The sequence below is a fragment of the Massilia sp. FBCC-B171 genome (genome assembly GCF_059134155.1).
This window is the reverse complement of the sequence record NZ_CP101443.1, coordinates 4,157,019-4,176,083: the sequence shown is the minus strand read 5'-3', so window position 1 is coordinate 4,176,083 and position 19,065 is coordinate 4,157,019. Positions and strand designations below refer to the sequence as shown.

Genomic DNA, 19,065 nt, shown 5'->3' with positions numbered 1-19,065 from the left:
TGGCCGACCACACTGCGGCCGGCCCTCGCAAGTCCGTTTCAGCGGCGCTTCAGAGGCCACCCCAGGCCCCGGCCAGGACCGATAGCGCGGCGAGGCCCGCCGTTTCGGTGCGCAGGACGCGCGGCCCCATCGACATGGAGAGGGCGCCGGCCGCGAGCGCCGCGGCTTCCTCTTCGGGCGTGAAGCCGCCTTCCGGCCCGATCAGCAGCGTGGCCGCCTGCGGCCCGCTCTCCCGGGCCCAGCCGGCGAGGGAGGTGGTGGCGCGCGGGCTGAGCAGGATGACCGGTCCGGCCGGAGGCTGGGCCAGCCAGGCCGGCAGCTCGGCCAGCGGCGCGAGCTCGGCCAGCCGGTTGCGTCCGCTTTGCTCGGACGCCGCCACGATCACGCCGCGCCAGTGGTCCATGCGCTTTTCGGCACGCTCGGCGCTGAGGCGCACGACACTGCGCCGTGCCGCCAGCGGCTGGACCGCGGCGGCACCGAGTTCGACAGCTTTTTCGATGATCCAGTCCATTTTCGAGCCTTCAGGCAGTGCCTGGGCCAGGGTGATGCGGTATGGCGCCTCGACCTCGCGCGCGTCGAAGGCGTCGACCCGGGCCGTGGCGCGCTTGCGGTCGACCGAGAGCAGGGTTGCCTCGTACTGCCCGCCGCGGCCGTCGAACAGCGTTACCGCAGCATCGCTCTGCATGCGCACCACGTGCAAATGGTGGGCCACGCCTTCGGGCAGGTCGACGATGGCGCCGGCAGCGAGCGGCTGGGGACAGTAAAAACGGGGCATGGAATTCCTGCGCATGATAAGAGAGGCTGCATTGTAAAGCGCCTGCACGCGGCGACCAATTGCGCCGTTGCCATTCGTCGATCCGTGCCCCCGTCCGCCGGCGTGGGCGCATGAGCTTTTGTCTGAACGCGTTTTAAATAGGCAGCGGGGCTCTGGTAGAATACCGGGTTACGGCTTGCCGTACCGCCACCGCCTTCCAATTCAGACTTGCCAATTCAGACTTGCCAAACATGACATCTATGCAAACCACCACCCTGATGGCCAACGCAATCCGCGCGCTGGCAATGGACGCTGTCCAGAAAGCCAACTCAGGCCACCCGGGCATGCCAATGGGCATGGCTGAAATCGCCGTCGCCCTGTGGGACAAGCATTACCGCCACAACCCGGCCAATCCAGGCTGGATGAACCGCGACCGCTTCCTGCTCTCGAACGGCCACGGCTCGATGCTGCACTACGCGCTCCTGCACCTGGCCGGCTACGAGGTCTCGATGGACGACCTGAAGGACTTCCGCCAGCTGCACTCGAAGACCCCGGGTCACCCGGAAGTGGGCATCACCCCGGGCGTGGAAACGACCACCGGCCCGCTGGGCCAGGGCATCGCCAACTCGGTCGGCATGGCGCTGGCCGAATGGCTGCTGTCGTATGAATTCAACCGTCCGGGTTTTGACGTCGTCGACCACTACACCTATGCATTCCTGGGCGACGGCTGCCTGATGGAAGGCATCTCGCACGAAGTGGCCTCGCTGGCCGGCACCCTGTGCCTGAACAAGCTGATCTGGCTGTACGACGACAACGGCATTTCGATCGACGGCCGCGTTGAAGGCTGGTTCACCGACGACACCCAGAAGCGTTTTGAAGCCTACGGCTGGAACGTGATCCCGAAAGTCGACGGCCACAACGTGGCGGCAGTCTCGGCCGCGATCGAGGCAGCAAAAGTGTCGGACCGTCCGACCCTGATCTGCTGCAAGACCATCATCGGCAAGGGCGCCCCGAACCTGGAAGGCGGAGATAAAGTCCACGGCGCGCCGCTGGGCGACAAGGAAATTGCGGCCGTGCGCCAGCACCTGGTGTGGGACCCGATCCCGTTCGACATTCCTGGCGAAATCTACCAGGCTTGGGACGCGAAAGCGCGCGGCGCCGAACTGGAAAGCGCGTGGAACGCGAATTTCGCCGCTTACCGCGCCGAGCACCCGCAGCTGGCCGCCGAACTCGAGCGCCGCATGAAGGGCGAACTGCCGGGCAATTTCGACGATGTGCTGGCCGCGGCGGTTGCCGCCTGCGTTGACAAAAAAGAAACCATCGCTACCCGCAAGGCCTCGCAGAACGCGATCCAGGCGCTGGCCGCGACCCTGCCTGAATTCCTGGGCGGCTCGGCCGACCTGACCGGTTCGAACCTGACCAACTGGAAAGAAATCGTCGCCGTGCGTTCGGGCATTCCGGGCAATCACATCAACTACGGCGTGCGCGAATTCGGCATGGCCGCGATCCAGAACGGCGTCGCCCTGCACGGCGGCTTCATCCCGTTCGGCGCGACTTTCCTGACCTTCTCGGACTACAGCCGCAATGCGCTGCGCATGGCCTCCCTGATGAAGATCCGCTCGCTGTTCGTGTTCACCCACGACTCGATCGGTCTCGGCGAAGACGGCCCGACCCACCAGTCGGTGGAGCACGTCTCGTCGCTGCGCCTGATCCCGGGCCTGGACAACTGGCGTCCGTGCGACACGGTCGAATCGCAAGTGGCCTGGGGCGCGGCAGTCAAGCGCCGCGATGGTCCGTCGACCCTGATCTTCTCGCGCCAGAACCTGCCGTTCATGGAACGCGATGCAGCCCAAATTTCCGATGTCGCCAGGGGCGGCTACGTGCTGCGCGACGCGGCAAACGCGCAGGTCATCCTGATCGCCACCGGTTCGGAAGTCGAGCTGGCCGTGAAAGCCTTCGATGCGCTGGCAGGCGAGGGCATCGCCGCCCGTGTCGTTTCGATGCCATCGACCGACGTCTTCGACCGTCAGGATGCTGGCTACAAGGCCAGCGTGTTGACGCGCGGCACGCCACGTGTTGCCATCGAAGCCGGCGTGTCGGACTTCTGGTACAAGTACGTCGGCCTGGAAGGCGCGGTCGTCGGCATCGACACCTTCGGCGAATCGGCCCCGGCGCCGGTGCTGTTCAAGCACTTCGGCTTCACCGTCGAGAACGTCGTGGCCAAGGCCAAAGCTGTCATCGCTGGATAAGTATACATAGAGGTCGTGGCGGGAACCGGTCGTGGACCGGTGTCCCGCTACCTGCTAACGGTTTTTTTTAATCAGGAGCAAATAGTATGACCATCAAGGTTGCCATCAACGGCTATGGCCGTATCGGCCGCAACATCCTGCGCGCTTTCTACGAAGGCGGTAAACAGCAGGATATCCAGATCGTCGCGATCAACGACCTCGGCAACGCCGAGTCGAACGCCCACCTGACCCGCTACGACACTGCCCACGGCAAGTTCCCGGGCACCGTCACGGTCGAAGGCGACAACATGATCGTCAACGGCGATTCGATCCGCGTCTTCGCGCAGCGTAATCCTGCCGAAATCCCATGGGGCGAGCTCGGCGTGGACGTCGTGCTGGAGTGCACCGGCTTCTTCACCACCAAGGAAAAGGCTTCGGCCCACCTGAAGGGCGGCGCCAAGAAGGTCATCATCTCGGCACCGGGCGGCAAGGATGTCGACGCGACCATCGTCTTCGGCGTCAACCAGGACGTGTTGAAGAGCAGCGACACCGTCATCTCGAACGCTTCCTGCACCACCAACTGCCTGGCCCCGCTGGTCAAGCCGCTGAACGACGCGATCGGCCTGGAAACCGGCCTGATGACGACCGTGCATGCCTACACCAACGACCAGGTGCTGTCGGACGTGATGCACGAAGACCTGCGCCGCGCGCGTTCGGCCACGATGAGCATGATCCCGACCAAGACCGGCGCCGCCGCCGCGGTCGGCCTGGTGCTGCCTGAGCTGAACGGCAAGCTGGACGGCTTCGCGATCCGCGTGCCGACCATCAACGTCTCGCTGGTCGACCTGTCCTTCATCGCCAAGCGCGACACCACGGTGGACGAAGTCAACCAGATCCTGAAGACCGCTTCGGAAGGCGCCCTGAAAGGCATCCTGACTTACCAGACCGAGCCGCTGGTGTCGATCGACTTCAACCACAACCCGGCATCGTCGAATTTCGATTCGACCCTGACCAAGGTCTCGGGACGCCTGGTGAAGGTCTCCTCGTGGTACGACAACGAGTGGGGCTTCTCGAACCGCATGTTGGACACCACCGTCGCGCTGATGAACGCGAAGTAAGCTGCAGCAATCGCGACTGGAAACCCGCCGAAGCCGCGGGTTTTTTTTCGTCCGGCGCAAACGCATTCGGCAACCGGGCGGCGCGCCCATAAAAATCTATGGCCACCCTCCTTTTTGCAACCCTGATTTTTTGTATGATGTAGTGGCTTGCTCAAATCTATCCGGCGTCTGCTTGGAGGCTTGCTCCGCGCCACGATGAGAGTCGCGCCTGTCGGTCCTTAAAAAACCGTCGGCTTACAGGAGCCGATTTTTATGCCAGGTTATCCGTCAGGCCGGTGTGCCGTTTACGTCATCCAATTCAGCAGTCGCAAAACCAGGTAGGTATTGAAGTAAGCTCAAGAGGTCGTCATGCCACCATGACGGCCTCTTGTCGTTTGAATTCCGTGTGGTGCGCGGCGATTGCCCAGGCCGTCCGTGCCAGCTTGTTGGCCAGGGCGCACGCAACGACATTCGAGTGCCGCCGCATCAGCATGGAGCGCACCCACTGCGCCAGACGGTCGGTTTGGCGCTCCAGATGCTGCATGTACGCTCGGGCGCATTGCACGAGCAAACGCCGAATGTTCTTGTCGCCGCGTTTGCTTATGCCCAGCAGGTTATTCCTGCCGCCTGTGCTGTACTGCCGCGGTACCAATCCAATTGATGCGGCGAAGTCGCGGCCGCAACCGTACTGCTTGCCATCGCCCACTTCAGCAGCGAGCACACTGGCCGTGATCGGCCCGACGCCCGGTATCGACATCAGGCGCTGTCCCAAGTCGTCGTCCTGTAGCTGCCGGTTCAGCTCTTTCTCGATATCGGCGATCTGCTCGTCGAGATACTTGAAGTGACTGTGCAACCGCTCGAGCAGGGCTATCAGCCGTGCTGGCAGAGCTTGCTTTGCCAGCACGGAAGGCAAGCGTCGAATCACCGCATGGCCAACCGGCAGGCTGATGCCGAACTCCAGAAGAAATCCATGGATCTGGTTGCTTGCCTTGACGCGCTCGCGTACCAGCAATTCGCGCACCCGGTGCAGCGCCGACAGACATTGTTGCGCTTCCGTTTTTGGTGTCACAAAACGCATCGACGGACGGCATGCCGCTTCGCAGATGGCTTCGGCATCGATGAAGTCATTCTTGTTGCTCTTGACGAAGGGGCGGACGAATTGCGGCGAGATCAGTTTGACCTCGTGGCCATAGCCGGCCAGCAGCCGGGCCATGTGATGGGCACCGGCGCACGCTTCCATAACGACCGTGCAAGCATGGAATTTGGCGAGGAACTCGATGAGCTGCTTACGGCCGAACTTCTTGCGCAGCTGGGCTTTGCCTTGGCGATCCTGGCCATGCACATGAAAGCTGTGCTTGCCGAGGTCGATGCCGATGAGCGTAACGTCCTGCATGATGGCCTCCGTCCAGAAAGAACAACACCCTACAAGTTTAGTAACTTGTAGGGTGGAGGGTGACCATCTCATTAAAGCGGGCGCCGAAGCGCCCGCTCTTATTACTTTGCTACAACACGATCAGAAGCGGTATTCCGCGGTCAGGCGCAGGCTACGGCCCTGGACGTCCTGGACGCTTTGCGGGATGACGCCGCCACCGTCGCTCGAGAAGCTGCGCAGGTCGACCGGTGGACGGTGGTTGAAGACGTTGCGCACGAAGGCCGTCAGGGTCCAGCCCTTCAAGCCACGGTAGGCCATGGTGTAGTCCCAACGCACGTACGAACCGACGCGGCACTCCGACTCGGACCAGCCACGGGCGGCGCAACCCTCGACCGTGTAGCTTTCGTCGTAGAAGTCGTCGCGCAGCTCCGTGCTGCCTTCGTAGCTGGCGCGCAGGGCGTTCGAGAAGTTGCCGGTGTCGAGTGCGAAGGTCGTGTTGGCCACGACTTTCGGCGAGCCGTAGCGGCCTGCGAGGTTGTCGCCGTAGCCGCCCAGCGTAGGGCTGAAGTAGCGCAGGTCGAGCAGGTAGGTCAGGTTGGCATCGACGTTGACACGGCCAAGCGGGGTCTTGAAGCGGCTGGAAGCGGTCAGGTCGACACCGCTCGTCTTGGTCTTGGACACATTCTCGAACATGCCCGAGGTGCCGACCAGGGCGCCGGTGGTGACGCCGTACTGCGCGCGCTCGGCGGCGGTAAAGGTCTTGTCGTTGGCGAGTGCATCACGCTCGATGACGCCCGCAGCCTGGTCGGCTTCCGCCGCCAGCAGGTCGTCGGTCGACTTCAGGCCGATCTCGTCCTTGCGTTCGATGCGCCAGTAGTCGAGGGCGACGTTATAGCCCTTGATCGGCTCGAACACGACGCCCAGCGTGGCGCTACGCGAGGTTTCCGGCTTCAGGTCCGGGTTGTTGCGCACATTGCTGAACACGCCGGCGGCGCATTCGGCGCCTTCGACCGTATCGGCGCGTGCGTTGAGCAGCACGGTGTCCGGATCGTTGCTGCTGAGGGCATCGGCGCGCGCACGCAGGTCCTGGGCCAGGGCCAGGGCCTGTGGGCAGCGGCGCGGATCGACCACGCCGTTGTCGAAGGCGAACTTGCTCGACTGGGCGCTTTCCGTCAGGTTCGGGGCGCGGAATCCCGACTCGACGGTACCGCGCACCAGCACGTTCCTGGCCGCTTCCCAGCGGAATGCCAGCTTCGGCGAGACGTGGGCATCGAAGTCCTCGTATTTGTCGACGCGCGCGGCGCCGGTGACTTCAAAGGTCTTGGTCACCGGGACGCTGACCTCGGCAAACGCAGCGCCGGTCATGCGCTTGGCATCCGCGCTGGCTGCGCCGTTGCCGACGATGTCGCCGGAACGCAGGTTGGCGGTCGGGTTGATCACGAATTTCTCGTGGCGGATTTCAGCGCCAACCGCGGCGCCGATCGAGCGGTCGCCCCATTTTGCGACTTCGCCGCTGACCTTGCCGTCGAGGAAGGTCTGGGTGATCTTGCCGTCGTAGCCGTATTCAGGGAACAGGGTGTTGAGCGTCTGTGCCGAGTTCTGCTGGCCGATCTTGTAGTCGCGGTTGAAGAAGTTCGGGTCGAGCGGCGTGTAGTCCGCATCGAACTGCGAGTTGTCCCCAACCACTTGCTTGAAACCGCTTGCGCTGAAGGTGCCGCGGCCACGCGACTTGGTCTTGCTCCCCATCACGCCGACAGCGGTTTCCCAGTCATACTGGTTCCAGGAGCCCTTCAGGCCGGTCAGCACGCGATACTGCGAGCTCTTGATGGTCTCGCTGCCGCCCGCATCGGCGAAGCGGTAGCGCAGGGCAGCCGGTTCACCCAGGGTATTCAACGGGTGGGTTGCCGGGAGCGACAAATAAGCGAAGTTCAGGCGTTCGCCGGTCTGCGGGTTGCCCCAGACTGCGTCGGCGCCGGTCGAGTCGTAGGTCGGGAAGGCGCTCTGGTAAGTCGTTTCAGTGCGCGAGAACAGGGCCTCGGCGAAAGCGTCCACCTTGTCGTTGATGCGCAGCTTGCCCGACAACAGGGCGTTGACGCGTTCGGCTTCAGGGATGGCCTGGAAGCGCGAGAAGCGGTCGTACTGGCACAGGCCAGATGCGACCGTGGCGCAGCCGGCTACCGGGCCGCCGCCGCCGCCGTAGCCCAGGATGTTGCCTGGATAACTGAACGAGGACGGCGCGCCGCGGCTGCCGAACATGCGGCCACTGCCCGGTGCGACCGTGGTGAACTTCTCGCCGTAAATCGGGTTGATGTCGTCGACCACCGAGCGCCACATCACGTCGTCGCGCTTGAACAGTTCGACGTTGGCCAGGACATTGTAGCCGTCGGTGGCATAGTCGCCGATGCCGCCGGTGGCGCTGGCGGTGCGGGTCTTGAACTTGCTGTTTTCCAGCGACTCGCTCTGGCTGGCTTTCAGCTGGACGCCGCGGTAATCGTTGCGGGTGATGATATTGATGACGCCGGCGACGGCGTCGGAACCATAGACAGCCGAGCCGCCGTTGCGCAGCACTTCGACGCGCTCGATGGCATCCAGCGGCAGCGAGTCGAGGTTGGTGAAGACTTCGTTGTAGTCGGCCAGTGCATACGGCGCCACGCGGCGCGAGTTCAGCAGGATCAACGTCGACTGCTTGCCCAGGTTGCGCAGCGAAGCCGAGGAGGCGCCGCCAGCGAACGAGTTGCTGCCGCCGATGTCTGTCAGGCTTCCGGTCGAGGCTGTCAGCGTGTTGAGCAGTTCGGTGACCGAATTGGCTCCGGTGCGCACGATGTCGTCGCGGCGCATGATGGTGACCGGGGTCGCCGTCTCGGCATCGATCCTGGCGATGTTCGAACCGGTGACGAACACCTTTTGCATCGGCTGACCGTTTTCTTGTTGTTGGGCGGCTGCCATCTGGGAGCATGCGAGGGTGACTGCGACTGCCAGCACGGTTTTCTTGCTAACGCTATGTAATTTCAAAATTTCTCCAGTATTTTAGTGACGACCCATTTTGCGAGGCTAGACGCATAAGTGTCTCAGGCACTTAATCTGAAGAAATAAATTATTACAGTCAAGTGACACGCAGGTGCAATTCGAAAAATATTTTCTTTTGTGATGGATATACAACTAAAATGCTTTTTCCATATATTCAGGCGTATTTACATGCAGAGGACTGGGGGTATTGACAGGCGGCATGTTTGATTGATGAAAAAAAACCTCCCGCTGTGACGGGAGGCTTATGCGATGACAATTGCTGTCGGCGATTACGTCGGCCAGGGCGTCAGGATCTCGAACCCGTGCGAGGTCACCGCGATCATGTGTTCCCACTGGGCCGACAGCGAGCCGTCGCGCGTGATCACGGTCCAGCCGTCGTCCAACTGGGACACTTCGTCGTCGCCGGCATTGATCATCGGCTCGACCGTGAAGGTCATGCCTTCCTTGAGCAGCAGCCCGGTGTTCTGGCGCCCATAGTGCAGCACCTGCGGGTCTTCGTGGTAGACGCGGCCGATGCCGTGGCCGCAGTAGTCGCGCACCACTGAATAACCGGCGCTTTCCGCCAGCTTCTGGATCGCGTGGCCGACGTCGCCCAGGCGCGAACCAGGGCGCACGGTGCGGATGCCCGCCATCATGCATTCGAACGTCGTATCGACCAGGCGCTTCGCTTCCGGACTCGGCGTGCCGGCGTAGTACATGCGGCTGGTGTCGCCGTGCCAGCCGTCCTTGATCACGGTGACGTCGATGTTGACGATGTCGCCGTCCTTCAGGATGTCCTTCTCGCTCGGAATGCCATGGCAGACCACGCCGTTGACCGAAGTGCACAGGGTCTTCGGGAAGCCGTGATAGCCCACATTCGCGGGCGTGGCTTTCTGCACCTTGCGGATGTAGTCGTGGCAGCGCCTGTCGAGTTCTTCGGTGGAGACGCCCGGGACGACGTATTCCTTGATCATTTCCAGGACTTCGGCGGCCATGCGGCCGGCCACGCGCATTTTTGCGATGTCTTTGTCGTTCTTGAGTTTGATTGCCATTGTTCTCGTGCTTTCGTGTGGGCGGCCTTGCCGCGCAGTCGGCCATGATACCGTAGCCGGCAGGGTTGGCGGGCGCCTCAGGCGCCGAAGATCGCCTGCCACAGTTGCGTCACCGCGGCGGCGTGCGGCGCCACCACTGAGGCCTCGACCCGCGCTTCGCTGCCTTGCAGGCGCAGCTGGTGCTGGAGTTTGCGCATGGCGCGGTAGGCATCGGCCACGGCCCCCGCGCTGGCCGGGTCGATCAGTCCCAGCTCGGCGCTGCGGTGCAGCAGCGCGATGTTGCCGGCGTTCGCCGTGAGCTGCGGATGTTGCGAGGCGTGGCGCAGGACAAGGTACTGGACGATGAATTCGATGTCGATCATGCCGCCCGTGTCCTGCTTCAGGTCGAACAGCGTGCTGCGGCTCGGGTAGGCCTCGTGCATGCGTTGGCGCATTTTGAGCACGTCGGCCTTGAGCTCTTCGGCCTGGGCGCTGCGGTCGCGCCGCAGCACCGCTTCGCGGATCGCTTCGAAGCGCGCGCCGATGGTCTCGTCGCCGGCGCAGAAGCGCGCCCGGGTGAGCGCCTGGTGTTCCCAGACCCAGGCCGCGTTGTGCTGGTAGCGCTCGAAGGCGCCCAGCGAACTGACCAGCATGCCGCTGGCGCCGTCCGGGCGCAGCGCCGTGTCGATGTCGAACAGGATCCCGGCCGGGGTATGCGCGGTCATCCAGGTGATGAAGCGCTGGCCCAGCTTGGCGTAGTTCGACGGCGCCATGTCGTCCTCGTCGTCGTACAGGAAGATGACGTCGAGGTCGGACACATAGCCCAGCTCCTTGCCGCCGAGCTTGCCGTAGGCGATGACGGCGAAGCGCGGCACCTCGATGTGGCGGGTGGTGACCGTCTTCCAGGCCCAGCGCACCGTGGCGGCAACGATCACGTCGGCCAGGGCCGACAGGTGGTCGGCCAGGCGTTCGACCGAGAGTTCGCCGGCCAGGTCCAGGGCCAGCAGCCGGAACAGCTGGGCGTGGTGGTTCTCGCGCAGGATGTCGAGCTGGCGCTCGGTGTCGCCAATGGCTTCGCCGAGCTGGGCGTCGAGGCTGGCGCTGAGCACATCCGGCGCGTCGATCCCGGCGCCGCGGTCGTCCAGCAGTTCGTCGAGCAGGATCGGATGCAGGGTCAGGAAGGTGGCGGCCCAGCCGCTGGCATGCATCATGCGGATCACGCGCTCGAGCGTGTGCGGGTATTCGGTCAGCAGGGACAAATAGGCCGAGCGCCGTGCAATGGCTTCCAAAAAGTCGAGCAGGCGCCCGAGGGTTGCGCCATGGCTGCCGACACCGGCTTCCACCACCACCCGTGCCACCTGCGGCAGCGCCAGGTTGACCAGCGCCAGCAGGCGCACCCGGCTGGCGTCGGGCAGGCCTTGCAGGCGTGGCGCGGCCCAGGTGGCGGCCAGGCGCCGGGCGCCGCCGGCCGGATCGTCGTAGCCCAGCGCCGCGAGGTGGGCCTCGATCGCGGCCAGCGCTTCCGGGTCGGCCGCGATCGCTTCGAGTTCGGTGCCTTCCTCGCCGGCGGGCGCGCTCTTGTCGGCGAACATGTCGTCGAACTGGGCGGCCACGAAGGCGCGCTGTTCTTCCAACCGCTCGAGCAGGGTCGCGACGTCGGGCAGGCCCATCATTCCGGCCACGACCAGGCGGTCGGCCTCGATCGCGGGCAGGGTGTGGGTCTGGGCGTCTTCCAGGTATTGCAGGCGGTGCTCGAGGTTGCGCAGGAAGGTATACGCGTCCAGCAGCCGCTCGACGGTCTCGGGCGTCATCAGCTCGCGCTCGGCCAGCAGGCGCAGCGTGGCGCGGGTGGACCGTTCGCGCAGGGCGGGGTCGCGCCCGCCGCGAATGAGCTGGAATACCTGGGCCAGGAATTCGATTTCGCGGATGCCGCCGCGCCCGAGCTTGACGTTGTTGCTGCGGTCCGGGTGCAGGCGTTCCTGGCGCTTCACTTCGGCGCGGATCTGGGCGTGCATGTTGCGGATCGCGTCGATCACGCCGAAGTCGAGATAGCGCCGGAACACGAAGGGCCGCACGATCGCGTCCAGGGCCGCGATGTCATCAAGCGAGCCGGTGACGGCGCGCGCCTTGACCCAGGCATAGCGTTCCCATTCGCGGCCCTGCACGATCAGGTATTCCTCGACCATGTTCAGGCTTGCCGCCAGCGGCCCGGAGTTCCCGTTCGGGCGCAGCGCCATGTCGACTCGGAAGGTGAAACCGTCCTCGATCACTTCCGACAGCGCGCCGATCAGGCGCCGTCCGAGGCGGATGAAAAATTCGTGGTTCGACAGCTCGCGCTGGCCCGGCCCGGCGGCGGTCTCGCCGTCTTCCGGATAGACGAAGATCAGGTCGATGTCGGACGACACGTTCAGTTCGCCTCCGCCTTGCTTGCCCATCGCCAGCACCATCATTTCCTGGGGACGGCCCGATTCGGCGCCGACCGGCATGCCGTGGGCGGCGACGAGTTCGGCCATCAGGTCGGCCAGGTGGGTCTGGATGGCGAAGTCGGCCAGGCCCGTCATGGCGCTGACGACCTCGTCCAGGCTTGATGCGCCCGTCAGCTCGCGCCGGATCAGGGCTGCCAGCAAGAGATTGCGCACGCGCCGCATGGCGCGCGGCAAGGGAATGCCGGCCGCCTGCTCATGCTTCAATAACGCGCCGAAATCCGGGCAGGCCAGCGATAATTGAGCCAGCTGCGCGACGCGCTCTTCACGATCGGGGGCGGCGGCGATCCAGCGCTGGTAGAAACGCGAGGCGGAGGCAGGCGCGCAGGGCGCAGCGCTGGAGGCGGGAGCAGGGGTCATCAGGTGGTCCGGTACGAATGTAAAAGCGTTCCGACAAGCAGCATGCGGTAGAATTGCCCGCCGTGTTGCCCCGGTCAGCAGGATGGTAAGGTAGACGCCGCAATCCTAGCAAGCGCTCTTATATTAAAGAATTAACTACGGCGAGCCTTTTCTTATTAGCACCTTGATGCAAAATCCGGAACCGCAGGCGCCCCCGGCGGCGCCCGTACCGCTGGCCGAGCGCTGGCGGCGGTTGCGTGCCGCCTACCGTTATGCCAACCTCGCTTCGCACCATGTGCTCGGCTTCGTCGTCAAGCTGGCGCTGCTCGTGTATTTCGGGCTGGGCATCCTGTTCCTGGCGCTGCGCTACGCGATCCTCCCGAACATCGACCTGTACAAGGACGACATCGAGCGCGCCGCCAGCCGCGCGCTCGGCAACCAGGTCGCCATTGCCCGTATCTACGCCACCTGGAGCGGCCTGCACCCGGCGCTGTTCCTGGGCGACGTCACCCTGACCGACAAGGCCGGGCGCCAGGTGCTGGCGCTGCCGTCGGTGTCGGCGACCTTTTCCTGGTGGAGCGTGTTCGCGGCCGAGCCGCGCTTCGAGTCGATCGAGCTGATCCGCCCGCAACTGGACGTGCGGCGCAATCCGGACGGCGTGATCCAGGTCGCCGGCATCCGCGTCTACCCGAAACAGGACACGGCCGGCCCGGGCGGCGACTGGGTGTTCCGCCAGCGCGAGATCCTGATCCGCGAAGGGCGCATCGACTGGACCGATGCCCAGCGCGGCGCGCCGCTCCTGACCCTGCGCGACGTGGGCGTGGTGCTGCACAACCACTGGACCCGGCACCGCTTTGCCATGACGGCCACGCCGCCCCCCGAACTGGCCCAGCCGCTCGACGTGCGCGCGCAGTTCACCCATCCGCGCTTCGGCGGACAGGCGTCGGACATCGCCCGGTGGAAGGGCGAACTCTACGCCGACCTGCGCGCAGCGGACCTGGCCGCCTGGCGCCGCTACGTCGACTATCCGTTTTCGCTGACCCAGGGCCGCGGTTCGCTGCGCGCCTGGATGACGCTCGACCAGGCGCGCCTGGCCGGCTTCACCGCCGACCTGGCCCTGTCGGGCGTGGCCGCGCGCGTAAAACCCGACTTGCCGGCGCTGCGCCTGGCCCGGGTATCGGGCCGCCTGTCGGCGCGCGAAACCCTGGTGCCGGGCAAGGAAGACGGCAAGCCCACCTTCGGGGCCAACGGCCACACGCTCAGCCTGGATAACTTCATGGTCACGACCCATGACGGCCGGGCGCTGCCGCCGGCCACGCTGACCGAAACCTTCACGCCGGCGCGCGCCGGCAAGGCGCAGCAGGTGTCGATCCAGGCGCGCCAGGTCGACCTGGCCACGCTGGCCGAGCTGGCTGCGCAGCTGCCCTTGTCCAGCCCGCAGCGGCGCATGCTGGCCGACTTCGCGCCACGCGGGCGCCTGCTCGATTTCTCGGCTTCCTGGGAGGGCCAGTACCCCCAGCTGGCCGCCTACCGCGTCAAGGGCCGGGTCGCCGGCCTGAGCCTGCAGCCGCAGGCGGCGCGCCCGGCCCAGGCCGCGGGGGCAGGGGTTGCCGCGAGCCCGGCGCTGCCGGCCCTGCCGGGCTTCGACAACGTCTCCGGCACGATCGACGCCACCCACAAGGGCGGCAGCATTACGATCGATGCGAGCGCGCTGGCGCTGCGCATGCCGGCCTGGTTCGCGGAGCCCTCGATGCCCTTCGACCGGCTGGCGCTGGGCGCGCGCTGGACCTACCAGCCGCAGGAACAATTGCTGGTCGAAGTCGACAAGCTCGAGTTCGCGCAGGGCGCCTTGCGCGGCAGCCTGGCCGGGCGCCACCTGCTGCCGCTCGGCCCAGGCCATGGGCCGGGCGTGGCCGACATCACCGGCACCCTGGACGGCTTCCAGATCGACCAGGTCGGGCGCTTCCTGCCGCTGGCCACGCCGGCGGGCTTGCGTGGCTGGCTGAGCGCGGCGCTGCAGGGCGGCATGCTGAACGACGTGCGCCTGCGCCTGCGCGGCGACCTGGCCGAGTTTCCCTTCCGCGCCGAGAACGCGGCCGAGCGCGCGCGCGGCGAATTCCGCGTCGCCGGGCGCCTGTCGAATGCCGTGCTCGAATACGCGCCGGGCCACCGCACGCTTGAGAACCGGGTCCAGTGGCCCCTGGCGGAGGCCATCAACGGCAGCATCGTGTTCGACCGCGCGCGCATGGAAATCCATGGCGAGACCCTGCGCACGCTGGGCCTGAACCTGTCGAACGTGAAGGCGGTCATCCCGAACCTCGGTTCGCACGAGATGCTGCTCGATATCGACGGCAGCGCCGCCGGCGCGCTGCAGGACTTCCTGCGCTATGTCGCGGCCAGCCCGGTGCTGGGCTGGATCGGGCACTTCACCGAACCCACGCAAGGCACGGGCAACGCCCGTCTCGCCCTGAAATTGCAGATGCCGCTGGCGAACCTGGTCCAGACCAAAGTGCAGGGCGCCCTGCAGCTGCAGGACAATACCGTGCAACTCTTCCCCGACCTGCCGCCCCTGGTCGCGGCGCACGGCAAGGTCGAATTCACCGAGCACGGCGTGAACCTGAACGGCGTCGGCGCGACCGTCCTCGGCGGGCCGCTGGCGCTGTCCGGCGGCACCCAGGCGGACGGATCGATCGCGATCCGCCTGGCCGGCACCCTGTCGGCCGATGGCATGCGCAACAACGCGCCGGCGCCCGCGGTGGCGCGCCTGGCCACCCGCATGTCGGGCAGCACGCGTTATGGCGGCGCCATTACCGTGCGCGACCACCAGCTGGGCGTCACGCTCGATTCGAACCTGGCCGGCCTGGGCCTGGCGTTTCCGGCGCCGCTCAAAAAAGCCGAGTCCGACGCCTTGCCGCTGCATTTCGTGCTGAACGGCGCGCCCACCACGCCTGAGGGCGCCGGGCGCGACGAACTACGCCTCTCGCTCGGCAATGCCGTTGCCGCGCGCTATGTCCGCAGCAAGGCCCCGCGCGGGGCCTGGGTAGTCGAACGGGGCGGCATCGGCGTCAACCTGCCGGCGCCCGAGCCGGACGAGGGCACGATGATCAACGTCGACATGAAATCCCTGAATGTCGACGCCTGGCTGGCGACGGCGCGCGCGATTGCCGGCGAGGACGAGGCGGGCGCCGCGCCCGGCAGTCCCGGCGGACCGAATTTCGCCCAGTATGTGCTGCCGACAACGATCGCCGCGCGCGCCTCGGAACTGTTCATCAACGAGCGCCGCATGGCCGACGTCGTGGTCGGCGCCTCGCACCGCGGCAATGTCTGGCAGGCGAACATCCATTCGCGCCAGGCCACCGGCTACCTCACCTGGAGCGAAGGGCAGGGGCAGGGCGTGGGCAAGGTCACGGCGCGCCTGGCCTCGCTCGTGATTCCCGAATCGCAGGCGGCCGAAGTGAAAGAGCTGCTCGAGTCGAACCGCGGCGCCAGCGCCAGCATCCCGGCGCTCGACATCGTCGCCGAGCGCTTCGAACTCTTCAACAAGCAGTTCGGGCGCCTCGACCTGCAAGCGAGCAATGTGCAGGCGCTGGCCGGCAAGGAATGGCGCATCGACCGCCTGTCCGTGACCAACCCGGACGGCCAGCTGAAGGCGACCGGGCGCTGGCTGGCGAAGGATGGCAAGAGCAATACCGGCATGAATTTCACGCTCGACATCATCGATGCCGGGCGCCTGCTCGACCGCCTCGGTTTCCCGGACACGCTGCGCCGCGGCAAGGGCAAGCTCTCGGGCGACCTGTCCTGGAACGGCGTGCCGTATGCGCTCGACATTCCGACCCTGTCGGGCCAGATCGAGCTCAATGTCGGCGGCGGGCAATTCCTCAAGCAGGACCCGGGTGCGGCCAAGCTGCTCGGCGTGCTCAGCCTGCAGGCGCTGCCGCGCCTGCTGAAGCTCGATTTCCACGACGTGTTCTCGGAAGGACTGGCCTTCGACGGCATCAGCGCCAACGCCATGATCACGCGCGGCGTGGTCAAGACCGACAACCTCAAGATGCATGGCGTGGCCGCGACCATCCTGATGGAAGGCACGGCCGACATCGCCAACGAATCGACCGACCTGCGCGTGGTCGTGATTCCCGAATTTAACCTCGGCACCGGGCCGCTGGTCTACGGCCTGGCGGTGAACCCGGTCATCGGCCTCGGCTCCTACCTGGCGCAACTGTTCCTGCGTGCACCGGTGATGAAGGCGCTGACTTATCAGATGCGCGTTACGGGACCGTGGAAATCGCCTACCATAATCAAACTCGACAACCCGCCGCCTCAGGCGGCCGCCAAAGCGAAGGAATAACGATGACCCGCGTCGCCGCAGTCCAGATGGTGTCCACCCCCGATGTCGGCCACAACCTCGCCACTGCGCGCCGCCTGGTAGGCGAAGCGGCCGCCACCGGCGCCACCCTGGTGACCCTGCCCGAGTACTGGCCGATCATGGGCATGAGCGACACGGACAAGGTCCGCCATGCCGAGCCGGAGGGCGCGGGTCCGATCCAGGATTGCATGGGGCAGCTCGCGCGCGAACATGGCATCTGGCTGATCGGCGGCACGCTGCCCCTGGTGTCGAACGAGTCGGGCAAGGTACTCAACACGACCCTCGTGTACGACCCGCAGGGCGCCTCGGTCGGGCGTTACGACAAGATCCACCTGTTCGGTTTCAACAAGGGAAGCGAATCCTATGACGAGGCGCGCACCATCGTGCCGGGCGCGGCGGTGGGCAGCTTCGAGGCCCCGTTCGGACGGGTCGGCCTGTCGGTCTGCTACGACCTGCGCTTCCCCGAGCTCTACCGGGCAATGGGCGAATGCGCGCTGATCGTGGTGCCGGCCGCCTTTACCCACACCACCGGCAGCGCGCACTGGGAAGTCCTGCTGCGCGCCCGCGCCATCGAGAACCAGTGCTATGTGCTGGCCTCGGCGCAGGGCGGTACTCACGCCAACGGGCGCCGCACCTTCGGGCACAGCATGCTGGTCGATCCGTGGGGCGAAGTCAAAGCGGTGCTGCGCGAAGGCGAGGGCGTGGTGTCGGGCGAGCTCGATGCCGCCTTCCTGGACTCGGTGCGCGAGAGCCTGCCGGCTTTGCGCCATCGAAAAATGTAGCCCACCGTCCCGTCCACGAACGCCGTGCCCGCATCGGTGCGAACCGGTCGGATATGGCACAATGCCCGCATCCACACGAGACAAAACGCAAAATGACCCCATTCGAACCGAACCTCTCCTCCCTGGCAGTCGCACGCGATGTGCTGCTGACGCCGTTTGGCCTGGACGAAGGCAAGTTGCTGCGTACCCTGGGCACGATGTTCACCCACAAGGTCGACTATGCCGACCTGTATTTCCAGTTCACCAAGAGCGAGGGCTGGAGCCTGGAAGAGGGCATCGTCAAGACCGGCAGCTTCTCGATCGACCAGGGCGTGGGCGTGCGCGCCATCTCGGGTGAGAAGACGGCCTTTGCCTATTCCGACGAAATTTCCGAATCCGCGCTGCTGGACGCGGCGGCGGCCACCCGCACCATCGCGCGCGCCGGCGCCGGCCGCGTGAAAGTGGCGAGCAGCACGCTGCCGACCGGCGGGCGCTCGCTCTACCTGCCGCGCGACCCGCTCGCCTCGCTCGACGCCACCGCCAAGGTGAACCTGCTCGAGCGCGTCGAAAAGATGGCGCGCGCCAAGGATCCGCGCGTGGTGCAGGTGATGGCGGGCCTGGCCGGCGAATACGACGTGGTGCTGGTGGTGCGCAGCGACGGCGTGCTTGCCGCCGACATCCGCCCGCTGGTGCGCGTCTCGGTCACCGTCATTGCCGAGCAGAATGGCCGGCGCGAGACCGGTTCCTCCGGCGGCGGCGGCCGTTTCGACTACGGCTATTTCGACGACGAGATTCTCGACCGCTACGCCACCGAAGCGGTGAAATCGGCGCTGGTGAACCTGGAAGCGCGTCCGGCCCCGGCCGGCCCGATGACCATCGTGCTCGGACCGGGCTGGCCCGGCGTGCTGCTGCACGAAGCGGTCGGCCACGGCCTGGAAGGCGACTTCAACCGCAAGGGCTCGTCGTCGTATGCCGGCATGATCGGCCAGCGCGTGGCCGCCAAGGGCGTCACCATCGTCGACGACGGCACCCTGAAGGACCGCCGCGGTTCGCTGAACATGGATGACGAAGGCAATCCGACCCAGTGCACGACGCTGATCGAGGACGGCATCCTGAAAGGCTATATCCAGGACACGATGAATGCGCGCCTGATGAAGATGCCGGTCACCGGCAACGCGCGTCGCGAATCCTTCGCCCACCTGCCGATGCCGCGCATGACGAACACCTACATGCTGGCGGGCGACAAGGACCCGGCCGAAATCCTGGCCTCGGTCAAGAACGGCTTGTACGCGGTGAACTTCGGCGGCGGCCAGGTCGACATCACGAACGGCAAATTCGTGTTCTCGGCCAGCGAAGCCTACATGATCGAAGACGGCAAGATCAGCTATCCGGTCAAGGGCGCGACCCTGATCGGCAACGGTCCGGAAGTGATGAACCGCATCTCGATGATCGGCAACGACATGGCGCTCGACTCGGGCGTGGGCGTGTGCGGCAAGGAAGGCCAGAGCGTGCCGGTCGGCGTCGGCCAGCCGACGCTGCGCATCGACGGCGTGACGGTCGGCGGTACCGCATAACTGTTGCGCTTGCGCTGAACAATGCCCGGCACTGCCGGGCATTTTTTTTTGGCACAC

The 19,065-nt window shown here is 65.6% G+C and carries 10 protein-coding genes; 5 read left to right on the top strand and 5 right to left on the bottom strand.

The window, feature by feature from the left end; all coding sequences use genetic code 11:
* Window positions 1–49 precede the first annotated feature (49 nt).
* Window positions 50–775: a 16S rRNA (uracil(1498)-N(3))-methyltransferase gene (locus tag NMB41_RS18925; protein ID WP_494379346.1), complete on the bottom strand. Its 726-nt coding sequence runs from the start codon at window positions 773–775 to the stop codon at window positions 50–52.
* Window positions 776–1,005: 230 nt separating this feature from the next.
* Between NMB41_RS18925 and tkt the strand changes: the two genes are divergently transcribed.
* Complete coding sequence (tkt, locus tag NMB41_RS18920) at window positions 1,006–3,003, top strand: transketolase (RefSeq protein ID WP_494379345.1); 1,998 nt, start codon at window positions 1,006–1,008, stop codon at window positions 3,001–3,003.
* Between the two features lie 86 nt (window positions 3,004–3,089).
* Window positions 3,090–4,100 (top strand): type I glyceraldehyde-3-phosphate dehydrogenase, encoded by a 1,011-nt coding sequence (gene gap / locus NMB41_RS18915; RefSeq protein WP_494379344.1) that lies wholly within the window; start codon window positions 3,090–3,092, stop codon window positions 4,098–4,100.
* A 346-nt stretch (window positions 4,101–4,446) separates the two neighbouring features.
* Here gap and NMB41_RS18910 read toward each other — a convergent pair whose 3' ends face one another.
* The 4 genes from NMB41_RS18910 to glnE all read right to left on the bottom strand — a co-directional run bounded on the left by NMB41_RS18910 (window position 4,447) and on the right by glnE (window position 12,331).
* Window positions 4,447–5,472, bottom strand: a complete 1,026-nt coding sequence (locus tag NMB41_RS18910; protein ID WP_494379343.1) for an IS110 family RNA-guided transposase — start codon at window positions 5,470–5,472, stop codon at window positions 4,447–4,449.
* Between the two features lie 120 nt (window positions 5,473–5,592).
* Window positions 5,593–8,361 (bottom strand): TonB-dependent receptor domain-containing protein, encoded by a 2,769-nt coding sequence (locus NMB41_RS18905; protein ID WP_494379342.1) that lies wholly within the window; start codon window positions 8,359–8,361, stop codon window positions 5,593–5,595.
* A gap of 386 nt (window positions 8,362–8,747) precedes the next feature.
* Window positions 8,748–9,509: a type I methionyl aminopeptidase gene (map, locus tag NMB41_RS18900; protein ID WP_494379341.1), complete on the bottom strand. Its 762-nt coding sequence runs from the start codon at window positions 9,507–9,509 to the stop codon at window positions 8,748–8,750.
* A 77-nt stretch (window positions 9,510–9,586) separates the two neighbouring features.
* Window positions 9,587–12,331, bottom strand: a complete 2,745-nt coding sequence (gene glnE / locus NMB41_RS18895; RefSeq protein WP_494379340.1) for a bifunctional [glutamate--ammonia ligase]-adenylyl-L-tyrosine phosphorylase/[glutamate--ammonia-ligase] adenylyltransferase — start codon at window positions 12,329–12,331, stop codon at window positions 9,587–9,589.
* A 166-nt stretch (window positions 12,332–12,497) separates the two neighbouring features.
* On the opposite strand from glnE, the gene NMB41_RS18890 reads away from it, so the two are divergent.
* The 3 genes from NMB41_RS18890 (at window position 12,498) to tldD (ending at window position 19,008) form a co-directional block, all read left to right on the top strand.
* A complete protein-coding gene (locus NMB41_RS18890) occupies window positions 12,498–16,655 on the top strand; it encodes a YhdP family protein (protein WP_494379339.1) in 4,158 nt (1,385 codons plus the stop codon).
* Between the two features lie 2 nt (window positions 16,656–16,657).
* Entirely contained in the window at window positions 16,658–17,455 is a 798-nt protein-coding gene (locus tag NMB41_RS18885; protein WP_494379338.1) for a carbon-nitrogen hydrolase family protein, read from the top strand.
* Window positions 17,456–17,547: 92 nt separating this feature from the next.
* Window positions 17,548–19,008, top strand: coding sequence for a metalloprotease TldD (tldD, locus tag NMB41_RS18880; protein ID WP_494379337.1), 1,461 nt, complete (start codon window positions 17,548–17,550; stop codon window positions 19,006–19,008).
* Window positions 19,009–19,065 lie beyond the last annotated feature (57 nt).

Coding starts and splice junctions, on each gene's coding strand:
- NMB41_RS18925 (WP_494379346.1), bottom strand. CDS start 775: ATGCCCCGTTTTTACTGTCCCCAGCCGCTCGCTGCCGGCGCCATCGTC.
- tkt (WP_494379345.1), top strand. CDS start 1,006: ATGACATCTATGCAAACCACCACCCTGATGGCCAACGCAATCCGCGCG.
- gap (WP_494379344.1), top strand. CDS start 3,090: ATGACCATCAAGGTTGCCATCAACGGCTATGGCCGTATCGGCCGCAAC.
- NMB41_RS18910 (WP_494379343.1), bottom strand. CDS start 5,472: ATGCAGGACGTTACGCTCATCGGCATCGACCTCGGCAAGCACAGCTTT.
- NMB41_RS18905 (WP_494379342.1), bottom strand. CDS start 8,361: ATGCAAAAGGTGTTCGTCACCGGTTCGAACATCGCCAGGATCGATGCC.
- map (WP_494379341.1), bottom strand. CDS start 9,509: ATGGCAATCAAACTCAAGAACGACAAAGACATCGCAAAAATGCGCGTG.
- glnE (WP_494379340.1), bottom strand. CDS start 12,331: ATGACCCCTGCTCCCGCCTCCAGCGCTGCGCCCTGCGCGCCTGCCTCC.
- NMB41_RS18890 (WP_494379339.1), top strand. CDS start 12,498: ATGCAAAATCCGGAACCGCAGGCGCCCCCGGCGGCGCCCGTACCGCTG.
- NMB41_RS18885 (WP_494379338.1), top strand. CDS start 16,658: ATGACCCGCGTCGCCGCAGTCCAGATGGTGTCCACCCCCGATGTCGGC.
- tldD (WP_494379337.1), top strand. CDS start 17,548: ATGACCCCATTCGAACCGAACCTCTCCTCCCTGGCAGTCGCACGCGAT.